Raw genomic sequence first — 13,085 nt, 5'->3', positions numbered from 1 at the left:
GCTCCTCTGACCCGTCAGCCGGGTCGGTCGGCGGAAAGGTGCAGCATCGCACGCTGCCGGCCGGCCCGGACCCCGCCGGGCAGGTGCAGCGGTCCCTGACCCTGCCAGTCGGTCACCAGGCGGTCCAGCTCGGCGACGTGGCCCGCGGTGAGGTCGGTGCCCGGCGCACCGGCCGCGAGGGCGGCGAGCCGCAGGACTCGCGACCGTACGGCCGACGGCAGCCCGGCCAGCGCCTCGACGGCGAGGACGCCCGGTCCGGCGCGGACCCTGTCGTACGCCGTGGCGGCCCACCCGTCCAAGGCGTCGGCGTCAGCGCGGGTGAGGGTGGCGGTCCGGGCCAGGGCCTCGGCGACGCCGGGTCCGAGCGCCTTCTCCAGCGCCGGCAGCACGTCGTCGCGGACCCTGGTGCGGGTGAACGCCGGGTCGGCGTTGTGCGGGTCGTCCCACAGCGGGAGCCCGGACGCACGGGCCGCGGCGCGGACGGTGGACCGGTCGAGGCCGAGCAGCGGGCGGGCGAAGCGGCCGCGGCGGGCCGGCATCCCCGCCAGCGAGCGGGAGCCGGAGCCGCGGGCCAGGCCCAGCAGCACCGTCTCGGCCTGGTCGTTCAGGGTGTGGCCGAGCAGCACGGCGCGGGCACCGAGCCGGTCGGCGACCTCGTCGAGGGCGCGGTAGCGGGCCTCGCGGGCGGCCGCCTCAGGCCCGCCGGCGGTCCCGACCGCGACCGTGGCGACCTCGACCGGGTCGAGGCCGAGTCGCCGGAGCCGGTCGGCGAGCGCGGCCGCCCGCTCGGTCGAGCCGGGCTGCAGGCCGTGGTCGACGGTCACCGCGCCGGCCGGCCGGCCGGTGCGCGGGGCCTCGAACGCGAGCGCCGCCGCGAGGGCGACCGAGTCGGCACCGCCGCTGCAGGCCACCAGCACCGGGCCGGCCGACCCGTCGTCGCCCAGCTCGGCCAGGCAGCGACGGACGGCGAGCCGCACGGCCGCCACCTCGGGTACTGGACCCACGGCGCTCAACCTAGGCGGTGATCATGTGGCTCCGCGCGGGTGCTCGGCTGGCCGCCGCTCGCAGTGGCAGACGATCGGTCAGTTGGCGGCGGCGGGGAGCTCGCGAGGCGTGACGACCCGCTCGACCCAGGCGGCCGGGTCGGCGATCTCGGCCTTGGTGGGCAGGTTGGCCGGCCCGGCCCAGACCTGGTTGAAGCCGTGCATCCCGGCCCGGTCGACCGCCCCGCGGACGAAGCGCTCGCCGTCGCGGTACTGCCGCAGCTTGGCGTCGATGCCGAGCAGCCGGCGCACCACCTGCTCCACCCGACCGGACTGCTTGCGCCGGGCCTGGAAGCGGGCCCGGATCGCCGCCACCGACGGGATGACCGACGGGCCGACACCGTCCATGACGTAGTCGGCGTGCCCCTCGAGCAGCGACATCAGGGCGGTGATCCGGTCCAGGATCTCGCGCTGCGCCGGGGTCTGCACCGCCTCGACGAGCGACGGGCCGGAGCTCTCGCCGTCCGGCGGGTCGACGCCCTCGCGCATCGCGCTGTAGGCCGCGGCTGCCGCCGCCTTGACCCGCGCGGCCAGCGCCGCCGGGTCGACGTCGGTCGCGTCGACGAAGGCCCGCAGCTCGCCCATCATGTGGTCGCGCAGCCACGGCGTCGCGCCGAACTGCACCCGGTGGGTCTCCTCGTGCAGGCACACCCAGAGCCGGAAGTCGCGGGGGTCGACACCCATCTCGCGCTCGGCCGAGACGATGTTAGGGGCCACCAGCAGCAGCCGGCCGGGCCTGTCGGTCACGTCCACGCCGTACGGCGGGAAGAGCTCGTACTGCCCCAGCACCTTGGTGGCGAGGAAGGCGAGCAGCGTCCCGGTCTGCGCGCCGGTGACCTTGGAGCCCACGGCGTCACCGATCGGCGACGAGGTGGTGCGCCGCTCCTGCAGCTTGTCGACCAGCGGCTCGAGCACGGTCCGGAAGCCGGCCGCGTTGGCGCGGATCCAGCCCGGGCGGTCGATGACCACGACCGAGTGTCCGGCCCGGTCGTCGGTGGGGGCGTCGAGCCCGGTGAAGGACGCGACGTGGCCGTGCGCCTGCGCGGCGTACGTCCGGAGGTCGGCGACAGCGTGCCGTGCCTCGTCGGCGCTGACCTCGGGGCCGGGCTTGACCAGCCGGATGCCGGTCGTCACGGCGAGGTCCCAGTCGACCATGGCGGAGGATCTCATCGGTTCACCGTACGTTCTCGAGAAGGCCCGCACACGTCGGCGGCCGGGTGCGACCACTCGAGTGAGGGGACGCGCCCGGCCGCCGACGCGGAGCAGGTGGATTCCGGCAGGTGGTGCTAGTTGTTGAAGATGCTCACACCGCCGGGGCCGACGAGGAACGCCACGATGATCAGGATGATGCCGAGCAGCACCTGACCGCGGATCAGCGTGACGACCCCCCAGATGCCGATCAGCACGGCGAGGATCCAGAGCAGCATGGTCATGGGTGGTACCTCCTTCTGTCTGCCGCGCTTGTTCCCGTCAGCCCTCGCCCCAACCGCGCGACGTCCTGGCAGTTTGCCGGGTGCCGGGAGGTTTGCCGGGTGCAGTCGCATGCCGGAGCCCGTCGTCGGCGGGCTCAGGCGGTCGCGACCAGGGTGGCGAACCGGTCCAGCGCCGCCCGCGCCGCCAGGGTGTCGGTCACCTCGTTGCCCATGACGACGAGCACCACCGGCCGACCGTCGACGGTGGCGGCGCCGGCCAGGGTGCTCACCCCGGTGAGCGTGCCCGTCTTGGCGCGCACCTCGCCGGCGGCAGGCGACGTCAGTGGTACGTCCGACAGGAACCGGGCCGAGAGCGTCCCCGTGAACCCGGCCACCGGCAGGCCGGTCACCAGGTGCCACAGACCGCGGTCGCCGCCGGCCGCCAGCGCGAGCAGCCGGGCGAGCACCTCGGGCGGGACGACCGACCCGCGGGCCAGCCCGCTGCCGTCCAGCAGCTCGGCCTGGTCGGCGCCGGACCCTGGTCCGACCACCTCGTCGAGCACCTCGCCGACCACCGCCCGGCCGTCGACGAAGGTGCCCGGCCGGTCGCTGCCCACCGCGGCCAGCCGCAGCAGGGCCTCGGCCAGGTCGTTGTCGCTGGTCTGCAGCATCAGCTCGACGAGCTGCGCGAGGGTCGGTGACTCCACGGCGGCGATGTCGCGACCGTGCCGGCTCGGTGCGACCGCGCGACGTACCTCTCCTTCGACGTCGATGCCGCGGCGGGACAGCAGCCGGGCGAACGTCTCCCCCGCCGCCACCGCCGGATCGGTCGAGCGCACGTCCGAGTCGATGCTCACCCGGCCCGCGTCGACCGACAGCGCGCTGACCGGCGACACGACCCCGGAGCCGACGTAGGAGGCCGGCCAGTCCGGCGACACGGCCGGTCCCTCGAAGAGCGAGTCGTCGACGGCCAGCGAGACGCCACTGACGCCGCCGGCGCCGTCGGCCCGCAGCGCTGTCGCGGTGCGGTCGGCCAGCTCGGTGAGGGTGGCCCGGTCGGCGTAGGGGTCGGTGCCCGCGCGGCGGGTCAGCAGGCTCGCGTCGCCGGCGCCCACCAGCACCAACGAGCCGGGTGTCTCTCCGCGGCACACGACGGTCCGCAGACGGCTGCCCGGGTCGAGCCGGCGCAGAGCGGCGGCACCGGTGGCCAGCTTGGCGATCGACGCCGGGGTCCGCGGCGTCGCCGGGTCGACCGCCAGCAGCGGCTCACCGGTCGCCACGTCGAGGACGAGTGCACCGGGGTCAGGACCCAGGTCACCGGAGGACAGCACCCGGCGCAGCGCGGCTTCGGGGACCGCCGGCAGCACCGGCGGCGGCTCGGTCGCGGTCGACGTCGGCTCCGGCGGCAGCACCAACCCGGCGGCCACCGGCGACGGGTCGAGCGGCCTGGTCGGCGTCGGTGCCGGCGTCGGGTCGGCGACCAGCCCGCCCGGCAGTTGACCGGCGACGTCGAGCCCGGCGAGGACGCCCGCGACCGCGAGCAGGGCGACCAGCAGGGCGACGAGGACTCGACGCACGCGAACCTCGTTTCGAGCGGCTGACGGGCGTACGCGACACTAGCGAGCGGTCGCACAAGGCCCGGGAGCCGAGGAGGCTGGCAGCGTGGACTTCGACGTCCTGATCGAGATCCCCAAGGGGCAGCGCAACAAGTACGAGGTCGACCACGCGACCGGCCGGATGCGGCTGGACCGGATGCTGTTCACCTCGACCCGCTACCCGGCGGACTACGGCTTCATCGAGGAGACCCTCGGCGAGGACGGCGACCCCCTGGACGCGCTGGTGCTGCTGGAGGAGCCGACCTTCCCCGGCTGCCTGATCAAGGCGCGGGCGCTGGGGATGTTCCGGATGACCGACGAGGCCGGCGGCGACGACAAGGTGCTCTGCGTGCCGGCGACCGACCCGCGGCAGGAGCACCTGCGCGACATCCACCACGTGCCGGAGTTCGACCGGCTGGAGATCCAGCACTTCTTCGAGGTCTACAAGGACCTCGAGCCCGGCAAGTCGGTCGAGGGCGCCACCTGGGCCGGCCGGGTCGAGGCCGAGGCCGAGATCGTTGCGTCGCGGCAGCGGCTGGTCGACGCCCGGGAGCGCGGCGAGACCGACCTGCACTGACGACAACCCGGCGTGGGCTACGGCGCGGGGCAGCCCTCAGATCCAGCCGAGCTCGCTGAACTCCGGGAAGCCGCCCTGCCAGCTGCCGAACGCGACGAGCAGCACGAGCGACAACCCGAACGCGGTGGCCAGGTAGCGGCCCATCCCGTCGCGGGTCGCCAGCCCCCACAGGAAGAACACCGCGGCGGTGGCGATCCCGAACCACGCGGTCTGCCCCTCGACCGAGTTGGTGAACCAGGTGAAGCCGACAACCAGGGCCAGCAGGTGGGCTGCGATCCCGCCGCGCGGCCGCCGGTCGGCCAGCGCCACCGCGAGGACCGCGACGAGCAGTGCGAAGCCGGCGAACCACACGTAGTGGCCGACCGTCTCGTCCCACAGGTGCACCACGTGCGGGTCCTCGCCGGGCAGCGCGTTGCCGACCGAGTTGGCCGAGACGTGCAGGCCCTTGCCGAGCGTGTACGTCGTCGCCGCGAACCAGAACCCGGTCCAGGTGCCCCGGCTCGCGCCGGCGCTGCGCAGGGCGCCGGCCGCGGCTCCGGTGACGACGTACGGCGTCAGCAGGTCGATCCAGTCAGCCCACCGGGTGTCGCTGTCGCCGACGTCGCCGAGCCCGGCGAAGATCGTCCCGGCGTGGTGGAAGACGCCGTAGCCAAGGGCGAAGAGCACCAGCCAGCCGCCGAAGCTGCGCGCGTGCCGCTCGGTGTAGGCGCTCACCGGCGATTGCTCACGGGCGGGCCGCCCCGAACAGGCTGGACCGCCAGATGCTCGAGACGCGCACGTTCTCGCCGGTGTAGGGGGCCTCGATCATCTGGCCGCTGCCGAGGTAGAGGCCGACGTGGTAGATCGTCCGGTGGTCGCCCGGGTCGCTGGCGAAGAAGACCAGGTCGCCCACCCGCAGGTCGGTCAGCGAGACCTTCGCCGACTGCTCGTACTGCGCGACGCTGTAGTGCGGCAAGGACACCCCGCCCTGCTGCCAGGCGCGCATGGTGAGCCCCGAGCAGTCGAAGCTCGACGGCCCGTCGGCGGCCCACTGGTAGGGCTTGCCGATCTGCGCCCGGGCGTAGGCCACCGCCGCCTCAGCGCCGCTGGCCGTGCCCTCGGAGGACCCGCTCGGGGGTGGCGGGGCCGGTGCCGGCGCCGGTGGCGGGCTGCCCGACCCGCCGCCCCCTCCCGGCAGGCTGCTCCCGCCTGACCCGCCGGAGCCACCGCCGCCGGAGCCACCGCTGCCGCTGCCGCTGCCGCCGCTCGACCCGCTGCCGGCCTGCCGGGCGGCGGCGGCCTCCTGGTCGCGGCGGCGCTGCTCCTCCGCCTCGCGAGCTGCGCGGTCGGCCGCCTCCTGGGCCGCCTGCCGTGCGGCCGCCCGCGCCTCGGCTCTCGCCTGCGCCCGGGCCTGGGCCTCCGCGGCCTTGCGAGCGGCTTCCTCGCGGGCCCGCTCGAGCCCGGCCTGCCGCTCCCGCTCCAGCCCGACGGTGGTGTGCCGGGCCGACGCCAGGGCGCGCACCAGCGTCTCGCGCTGGGCGGCGATCTCGGTGGCGGCCTGCTGCTGCGTCGCCAGGCGGGCCTCGGCCGCCTGCTTGGCCTGCGCCACCCGCTCCTGCGCCCGCTGCCGGGCGACGACCATCCGGTCGGCCCGCTCCTGCAGCAGGTCGGCGTGCACCTGGGCAGCGCGTACGTCGTCGAGCGCCCGCCGGCGGCTGGCGGCCACCGAGTCGAGCGCGGACACCCGGCTGATCAGGTCTCGGGGACCGTCGGCGACGAGGAAGGCCGAGAGGTCGCCCACGTCGCCGCCGGCCCGGTAGGCCGCCGCGGCGAACCGGCCGAGCGCCTCGCGGGACGCATCGACGGCGGCCAGGGACAGGTCGGCCCGCTGCTGCGCCTCGACCGCGCGCTGCCGCGCCTGCTGCAGGCGGAGACGGGCCCCGTTGTACGCCTCGACCGCACGGCCGACGGCAGCGGCGGCCCGGTCGGCCTGCGCGCCCGCCACGGCGAGCCGGGCCTCGATCCGGCCGACGTCGTGGGAGGACGCGGCGACCGCGTCCCTGCTGCGCTGCACATCCCGGGCGCTCGGGTACCCGGGGTCGGCCGCGGCCGGGCCGACGAGGCCGAGCACGAGGGCGGCGACCGCGGTGGAGCAGGCGAGCGCAGCGGGCCTGACCCGCATCTGCAGCCCCCTCTCGGCCCCGGTGCCATGCAGCGCCGACGCCCCCCGGGCATCGACTCGCGTACCGGTGGTTGTGGTCACATGAGCCTCGACAGGTAACACCTGTCCCACAAGTGCCGTCAAGCGATGGTCACGGAGCGTGACGAACGGCAGGACGCTCCGCGGGCCGGCCGCCCCGGTGCGGTGCTCAGCCTCGCGGAGAGTGGTGCTCTCAGCCTCGCGGCGAGTGGCGCTGCAGGGCGGCGCTGAGTGCCTCGACCAGCTCGCGGGCCTTGGCGGTGGCCTCGTCCTGCTGGGCCCGCAGGCCGGCGACCGATCCCTCGAGCGTGCTCACCTGGGCGCGGGCGTCGGCGACGATGCGCTCCGCCTCGCCGAAGGCCTCGTGCCGGGTCTGGGCCGCCTCGCGCTCGGCGTCCGTGCGCAGCCGCTGCCCGAGCTCACGGGCCTCCCGCTGGACCTGCGCCGCCCGCTCACGGGCCGCGGAGAGCAGCCGCTCGGACTCGGCCCGGGCCTCGGCGACGGTGGCGTCTGCCACCCGGCGGGCGTTCTCGAGCAGCCCCAGCGCCTGCTCGGGTCCCCCGCCGGAGGCGGGCTCGTCCTCGTGCACGAGGCGCAGGTCGGTGTTGCGCTGGTCGCTGCCAGGAACCTGCATCGTCATGCTGCCTCCTCGGGGGACTGCACAAGCGGGCACGTGGGTGCGCCACGCTACGCCGTCGGCGCCCTGCGGTCACGTCCGGTCACCCGAGGTCACCAGCCGGTGGACGACCGGGCAGGGACCATCGGCCACCGGATCGGTGACCGATGGCCGCTCCCGGACCGGATCCCTCGGGCTGAGGGTGGGAGCGAGGCCACGGACCGGAACGGCCCGAGCCTCGCTGGAGGGTGATCCCGTGACCGGCTCCGTCGACACCTCGCACTGCCACCACGACGTCCCCGAGCCCGTGATCCTCGAGAGCCGGTCCGGGCGGCGGTGGTGCATCGTCCGGTGCTCCGCCTGCGGGCAGCGGCTGACATAAGGCGCGGCGGCACGCCGTGAATCCAGCCGGCACGCCCGTGAACCGGCGCTTCTGCTGGTGCCCTGCTGAGGGCGGTTCCGCCTCCAGACCGAACCGCGGTGCCGTCGACTCCGTCGACATCCTGACGACTACGAAGGGTGGGGGACATGCGACCAGGTCGACCGGAGGGCATGCGGACCGTACTCACGACAGCGGCGGCGGTGCTGCTGACCGGAGGTGTGGTCGCCGCACCGGCGGCCGCCGCTCCGGCGACGACCTGTGCCGGCGTGCGGGCGACGATCGTCGGCACCGCTCGCGGCGAGCTGATCCGCGGCACCGAAGGTCGCGACGTCATCGTCGCCCGCGGCGGTCGCGACACCGTCGACGCCAAGGGCGGGGACGACCTGGTCTGCGGGGGCGACGGGGCCGACCGGCTGGCCGGCGGCTCGGGGTCGGACCAGCTCCGCGGGGAGGCCGGTGACGACCTGCTCGCCGGCGACCAGCGCTTCCGGGCGCTCGCAGACGTCGTCGTCGGCGCGGACCTCCTCGTCGGCGGTGGCGGTCTCGACGCTGCACTGCTCTGGAAGCACCCGAAGGCGGCCGGCCGCATCACGGTGGACCTGGGCGCCGGCACCGCGCGGGGCCAGGGCCGCGACACCTTGCGGTCGGTGGAGGCGGTCGATGCCGACAGCGCGCACGACGACCTGCTTGTCGGGAGCCCGCGGGCCGACGTCTTCTACTCCGGCGCCGGGGACGACGTCGAGCGGGGCCGCGGTGGGGACGACGTGTTCCTCGCCGCCCGCGGCGACGACCGGCACGAGGGGGGCCGCGGCTCCGACACGGTCGACATGGGCTTCACCTATCAGGCCGTGGTGAGCCTGATCAGTGACACCGCGCGCAGCGAGCAGACCGGCACCGACGTCCTGCTCTCCGTCGAGAACGCCACCGGCTCCGACGGCGACGACGTGCTGACCGGTGACGCCGCGGCGAACGTGCTCGACGGCGCCGGCGGGCAGGACGTGCTCCGTGGGCTGGCCGGCGACGACCACCTCCTGGGCGGCAGCAACGACTCGCTGCCGGACGCGGTGGACTCCCTGGCGGGCGGGCCCGGCGACGACGTGCTCGACGGCGGCACCCCCACCCGCAAGGACGACCAGCGCGACGAGGTCGACTACACCGGCTCAGACGTGCCCGTCGTGGTGGACCTGACGGCGGGACGGGCGACCGGCGACGGCACCGACACCCTCGTGCGGGTCGAGGACGTGATCGGGTCCAGCGGCGACGACGTGCTCGTCGGTGGTGCCGGGCCGAACGAGCTCAACGGCAGCGTCGGCAACGACCAGCTGTGGGGTCGTGACGGCGACGACGAGCTCGAGGGCAGCCCGGGCGACGACTACTTCAACGGCGGCCCCGGGGTGGACGAGCTGCAGTTCAACTACTCGGCGGTGCCGGTGTCGGTCAACCTCGGAGCCGGAGCTGCCACCGGCCAGGGGAGCGACGGGATCGCGGAGGTCGAGAACCTCCGCGGCACCATCCACGACGACGTGCTCGTCGGCGACGCCGGCCCGAACACGGTCCGCGCCGGGCTGGGCGACGACACCGTCAGCGGTGGCGACGGCGACGACCTGCTGCTCGGCGAGCGGGGGGACGACACGCTGGCCGGTGAGGCCGGCTCGGACGTCATCCAGCCCGGCGACGACGAGGACGTCGCCACCGGCGGTGACGGCGACGACGTGTTCGCCGGGTCGAACGACGACGACCACCTCGACGGCGGCGGCGGCTCGGACTCGGTGGACTACGCGCGGGCTGAGGAGGCCATCCAGGCGGACCTGGGGGCCGGCACGGTGACCGGTCCGGCCTCCGACGTGGTGACCGGGATGGAGAACGTGACGGGCTCCCGCTTCGGCGACGAGATCATCGGGAACGCCTCGGCCAACCGGCTCGTCGGCGGCGACGGTCTCGACCAGCTGGTCGGCCTCGAGGGCGACGACGTCCTGCGGGGCGGTGAGCGGGCCGACGCCCTGGACGGTGGGCCGGGCACGGACGCTGTCGACTACGGCGACGGCGACCGGCCGGTGCTGGTGGACCTGCGCGGCGGCTTCGCCGAGGGCATGGGACCGGACACCATCGTGTCCGTCGAGAACGTGCTCGGCTCCTCGTTCGCCGACGACCTTCGCGGCGACGCGCTCACCAACGTCATCTGGGGCGGCGACGGCGACGACCTGCTCAACGGCCGTGAGGGCGACGACATCCTGGACGGTCAGGGCGGGGTCGACATCGGAGACGGCGGCGTCGGCTCGGACGGTTGCGCCGTGGAGGTGCGGCTCGCCTGCGAGGCCTGAGGTCGTGCCCCACGACGACGGGCGACGGGTGGTGCTGCACGTCGGGCTGCACAAGACGGGGACGACCTACCTGCAAGGCGTGCTGCGCGCCAACCACGCGGTGCTGGCCGATCAAGGCGTGTGGGTCCCCGTCCCCGACGCGACCGGCGTGCCGTCGGCGACGATGGCGGCGTGGGACCTGCGCGGCCGCCGGTCCGAGCGGTCCCACGACCGACGTCAGGTCGGTCAGTGGGACGCGCTCTGCGCGACTGCCGCGAGGTCACCGTTGCCGGTCGCGCTGCTGTCGGCGGAGAGCCTGAGCCTGCTCGCCAGGCGCCAGGCGTCCCGGGCGGTCGCCGGGTTCGCCGACCGGTCGCCGACCGTCGTCGTCACCTGCCGCGACCTGGGCCGGGTCCTGGTGTCCGCGTGGCAGGAGTCGGTGAAGAACGGCGCGGTGGAGGACTGGTCGACGTACGTCGCGATGGTCCGCGACCGCGACGCGCGGGGACGGGACCCCGCGCGGGGATTCTGGCTCAACCACGACCTGGCCGCGGTCCTCGCCGTCTGGAGCCGCGTCGTCCCCGCCGACCGGCTGGTCGTGGTGACCCTGCCGCCCGCCGGCGCTCCCCCGGGCACCTTGCTCGCGCGCTTCGCGGCGGCGGCCGGCTTCGACCCGACGCCGCTCTACGCCTACTCCGCGCACACCAACCCTGGGCTGGGGGTCGCCGGGAGCGAGGTCGTGCGCCGGCTCAACCGCAGGCTCGATGGGCGGCTCAACGGGCGTCAGCACGACCACGTGGTCCGCTACGTGGTGGCCGGCGGGCTGCGGGAGGTCGGCGACCTCGACGACCTGCTCCCCAGACCCGACCCCGGTGCCCGGCTGCCGGGCAGCGCCACCGAGGAGGAGGTCGCCGCGGCCGCCCTGGTCGGGCTGGAGCGGCTCACCGAGCGCTACGGCCGGCTGTGGTGGCGGTCCCGGCGCGGCGACCCGGCACGATCCGAGCCGGAGGGGCTGCGGACGAGGGTCGGCAGCGCCCGGCGTCGGCTGGACTTCACCTGCCGGCGGCTCGTTGCCGACGCAGCAGACCGCAACCACCTCGCGGCGCGGGCCGTCGGTGCCTACCTGCGGGCCGGCCGGCGCTGACCGCCGACGGCCGGGCCGCCGGTCTCGGTGGGAGCACCTGCGCGGACCGTCAGCGGCAGCGCTCGCCGGTCACGTTGCCCTCGGCCGGGCAGTCGTCGCCGCCCGAGCCGACGGCAGCCCCGACGGCGAACCAGACCGCCGCCAGGGCGATGACGATGAGCGCCGCTGCCACCAGCACGGCCAGCTGCGGTCGGACGGACTGGCGCTTCTGCGGGATCCCGGGCATGCCCGCTGCCTGGCCGCGTCGACGCGGCCCAAACCCGGCACGAGCAAGGCCTCTGACCCGGGGCACCGGGTCAGAGGCCTTGGTTGCGGAGCCGCCTGTCGGAGTCGAACCGACGACCTACGCATTACGAGGTGGAGGACCGTAGGTCCGGGCTGGACCAGTGAGGTACATCTCCGCAGGTCAGAGCGTTTCGCGGCCGCCTGCGAACCGGCGCGGACGAGGCTGAACTGAGACTAGAACTGAGACTAAAGATCATCTGGGTCTCGAACCGCCAGCGCGTCAGACAGCCTGCACGAAGGCCCTTACGTGTCCAGACATCCTGCGGGCCTGCCGTCCCAGAGCAAGCGTCAGAGGCGCCGGTTGAGGCAGGTCCAGGCCATCGTGAGATGGTCAATCCGCGTCCGCCCCGACGTGGGATACAGGATGCATCGTGACGACGACCTTGCCGGCCTTGGTGCGGCCCTGCTCGACGTAGGCCATCGCCTCGGTCGTCTGCGCGAACGGGAACGTCCGGTCGATCACCGGCCGCAGCACGCCGGCGTCGTACAGGGCACCGAGCTCACGCAGCTGGGACCCGCTGGCCTGCATGAAGAAGAACTCGTAGTGCACATCGAGGGCCTTCGCCTGCTTGCGGACCTTGCGGCTGAGCACGGTCATGACGAAGCGCAGGATCGACGGCGCGCCGAGCTGCCTGGCGAACCCGGCGTCTGGCGGGCCGGCCACTCCGATGGCGAGGCCGCCCGGCTTCAGCACGGTGAGGGACTTCTCCAGGTTCTGGCCTCCGAGGGAATCGATCACGAGGTCGTAGCCGGACAGCGTCTGCGAGAAGTCCTGCTTGGTGTAGTCGACGATGACGTCGGCCCCGAGGTCCCTGACCATGTCTGCGGTGGCGGTACCTGTGGTGGTGGCGACGATCGCGCCTAGGTGCTTAGCCAGCTGGATGACCGTCGAGCCGAGGCCGCCGGCGCCGGCGTGGACGAGCACCCTCTGACCGGGCTTTAGGTGTGCGCGGTCGACGAGGATCTGCCAGGCGGCCAGGGCAACCAGCGGTACGGCGGCGGCTTCCAGGAGCGTGAGCGAGTCCGGCTTGGGCGCGACGTCGTCCGGGTCGATCGCGATGAATTCGGCGAACGTGCCGATCCGGAGGTCACGAGGACGGGCGTAGACCTCGTCGCCGACCTTGAAGTCGCGCACGTCGGCGCCGACGTCGGTGACGACTCCGGCCATGTCGTGGCCGAGCACGAACGGCGGCTTGTACTTGATCAGCCGCTTGAACTCTCCGTTGCGGGTCATCGTGTCCAGCGGGTTGATGCTCGCGGCGACCACGCGGACGAGGACGTCGCGTCGTCCCACGGTGGGCTCGGGCACATCGGCGGCGCGCGGACCGTCCTGGCCGTACTTCTCGACGACGAAAGCCTTCATGATCGCGGTCCTCTGGGGTCGGTGCTGTCAGGTATCGAGGAAGTCCAGGCTGCCGGGACGAACTCTGCGTGGTACCGGAGGATGCCCTCGTGGCCGGCGTCGGGGTAGATCGTGAGCTGGGCGTTCGGCAGCCGACGGGCGAGGTCGGCCGAGTTGTGGCTGGGCACCCTCCGCTCGTGGTCGCCGTTC

At 74.4% G+C, this 13,085-nt stretch carries 13 protein-coding genes; 3 read left to right on the top strand and 10 right to left on the bottom strand.

The window, feature by feature from the left end:
- Positions 1-14: 14 nt before the first annotated feature.
- From tilS to dacB, 4 genes are all read right to left on the bottom strand, one after another.
- Positions 15-1,004 carry a tRNA lysidine(34) synthetase TilS gene (gene tilS / locus VK640_07395; GenBank protein ID HTE73008.1) on the bottom strand — a complete coding sequence of 330 codons (990 nt, stop codon included), beginning with the start codon at positions 1,002-1,004 and terminating at the stop codon, positions 15-17.
- A 78-nt stretch (positions 1,005-1,082) separates the two neighbouring features.
- Positions 1,083-2,198 (bottom strand): zinc-dependent metalloprotease, encoded by a 1,116-nt coding sequence (locus tag VK640_07390; GenBank protein HTE73007.1) that lies wholly within the window; start codon positions 2,196-2,198, stop codon positions 1,083-1,085.
- A gap of 131 nt (positions 2,199-2,329) precedes the next feature.
- On the bottom strand, positions 2,330-2,476 hold the full coding sequence (locus VK640_07385; GenBank protein HTE73006.1) for a GPGG-motif small membrane protein: 147 nt from the start codon (positions 2,474-2,476) through the stop codon (positions 2,330-2,332).
- 134 nt (positions 2,477-2,610) lie between these two features.
- The gene (dacB, locus tag VK640_07380) at positions 2,611-4,032 is read right to left on the bottom strand and encodes a D-alanyl-D-alanine carboxypeptidase/D-alanyl-D-alanine-endopeptidase (protein HTE73005.1); all 1,422 of its coding nucleotides are present in this window, start codon (positions 4,030-4,032) and stop codon (positions 2,611-2,613) included.
- 85 nt (positions 4,033-4,117) lie between these two features.
- Here dacB and VK640_07375 point away from each other — a divergent pair, with 85 nt between their 5' ends.
- Complete coding sequence (locus VK640_07375; protein HTE73004.1) at positions 4,118-4,627, top strand: inorganic diphosphatase; 510 nt, start codon at positions 4,118-4,120, stop codon at positions 4,625-4,627.
- A gap of 36 nt (positions 4,628-4,663) precedes the next feature.
- On the opposite strand, the gene VK640_07370 is transcribed toward VK640_07375, so the two are convergent.
- The 3 genes from VK640_07370 to VK640_07360 all read right to left on the bottom strand — a co-directional run bounded on the left by VK640_07370 (position 4,664) and on the right by VK640_07360 (position 7,446).
- Positions 4,664-5,341 (bottom strand): hypothetical protein, encoded by a 678-nt coding sequence (locus tag VK640_07370; protein HTE73003.1) that lies wholly within the window; start codon positions 5,339-5,341, stop codon positions 4,664-4,666.
- A gap of 10 nt (positions 5,342-5,351) precedes the next feature.
- A complete protein-coding gene (locus tag VK640_07365; protein HTE73002.1) occupies positions 5,352-6,788 on the bottom strand; it encodes an NlpC/P60 family protein in 1,437 nt (478 codons plus the stop codon).
- A 211-nt stretch (positions 6,789-6,999) separates the two neighbouring features.
- Positions 7,000-7,446 (bottom strand): hypothetical protein, encoded by a 447-nt coding sequence (locus VK640_07360; GenBank protein HTE73001.1) that lies wholly within the window; start codon positions 7,444-7,446, stop codon positions 7,000-7,002.
- A gap of 528 nt (positions 7,447-7,974) precedes the next feature.
- Here VK640_07360 and VK640_07355 point away from each other — a divergent pair.
- Positions 7,975-10,125 carry a calcium-binding protein gene (locus tag VK640_07355; GenBank protein HTE73000.1) on the top strand — a complete coding sequence of 717 codons (2,151 nt, stop codon included), beginning with the start codon at positions 7,975-7,977 and terminating at the stop codon, positions 10,123-10,125.
- Between the two features lie 4 nt (positions 10,126-10,129).
- Positions 10,130-11,248 (top strand): hypothetical protein, encoded by a 1,119-nt coding sequence (locus VK640_07350; protein ID HTE72999.1) that lies wholly within the window; start codon positions 10,130-10,132, stop codon positions 11,246-11,248.
- Between the two features lie 49 nt (positions 11,249-11,297).
- Here VK640_07350 and VK640_07345 read toward each other — a convergent pair whose 3' ends face one another.
- From VK640_07345 to VK640_07335, 3 genes are all read right to left on the bottom strand, one after another.
- Entirely contained in the window at positions 11,298-11,474 is a 177-nt protein-coding gene (locus VK640_07345; protein HTE72998.1) for a hypothetical protein, read from the bottom strand.
- Between the two features lie 390 nt (positions 11,475-11,864).
- A complete protein-coding gene (locus VK640_07340; protein ID HTE72997.1) occupies positions 11,865-12,896 on the bottom strand; it encodes an NADP-dependent oxidoreductase in 1,032 nt (343 codons plus the stop codon).
- The coding region (locus VK640_07335) for a hypothetical protein (protein HTE72996.1) at positions 12,893-13,085 on the bottom strand (193 nt) is incomplete at its 5' end. The genes VK640_07340 and VK640_07335, both read right to left, overlap by 4 nt.

The organism is Actinomycetes bacterium, from assembly GCA_035489715.1.
In the GTDB taxonomy this organism is placed as follows: Bacteria; Actinomycetota; Actinomycetes; order JACCUZ01; family JACCUZ01; genus DATHAP01.
Note: the sequence above shows the minus strand (reverse complement) of the source record. Positions and strands in the feature narration are given on the sequence as shown.

What these genes read in the sequence shown, in the direction of transcription:
- VK640_07390 (HTE73007.1), bottom strand. Translation starts at nt 2,198, where the DNA reads ATGGTCGACTGGGACCTCGCCGTGACGACCGGCATCCGGCTGGTCAAG.
- VK640_07385 (HTE73006.1), bottom strand. Translation starts at nt 2,476, where the DNA reads ATGACCATGCTGCTCTGGATCCTCGCCGTGCTGATCGGCATCTGGGGG.
- VK640_07365 (HTE73002.1), bottom strand. Translation starts at nt 6,788, where the DNA reads ATGCGGGTCAGGCCCGCTGCGCTCGCCTGCTCCACCGCGGTCGCCGCC.
- VK640_07360 (HTE73001.1), bottom strand. Translation starts at nt 7,446, where the DNA reads ATGACGATGCAGGTTCCTGGCAGCGACCAGCGCAACACCGACCTGCGC.
- VK640_07355 (HTE73000.1), top strand. Translation starts at nt 7,975, where the DNA reads ATGCGGACCGTACTCACGACAGCGGCGGCGGTGCTGCTGACCGGAGGT.
- VK640_07345 (HTE72998.1), bottom strand. Translation starts at nt 11,474, where the DNA reads ATGCCCGGGATCCCGCAGAAGCGCCAGTCCGTCCGACCGCAGCTGGCC.
- VK640_07340 (HTE72997.1), bottom strand. Translation starts at nt 12,896, where the DNA reads ATGAAGGCTTTCGTCGTCGAGAAGTACGGCCAGGACGGTCCGCGCGCC.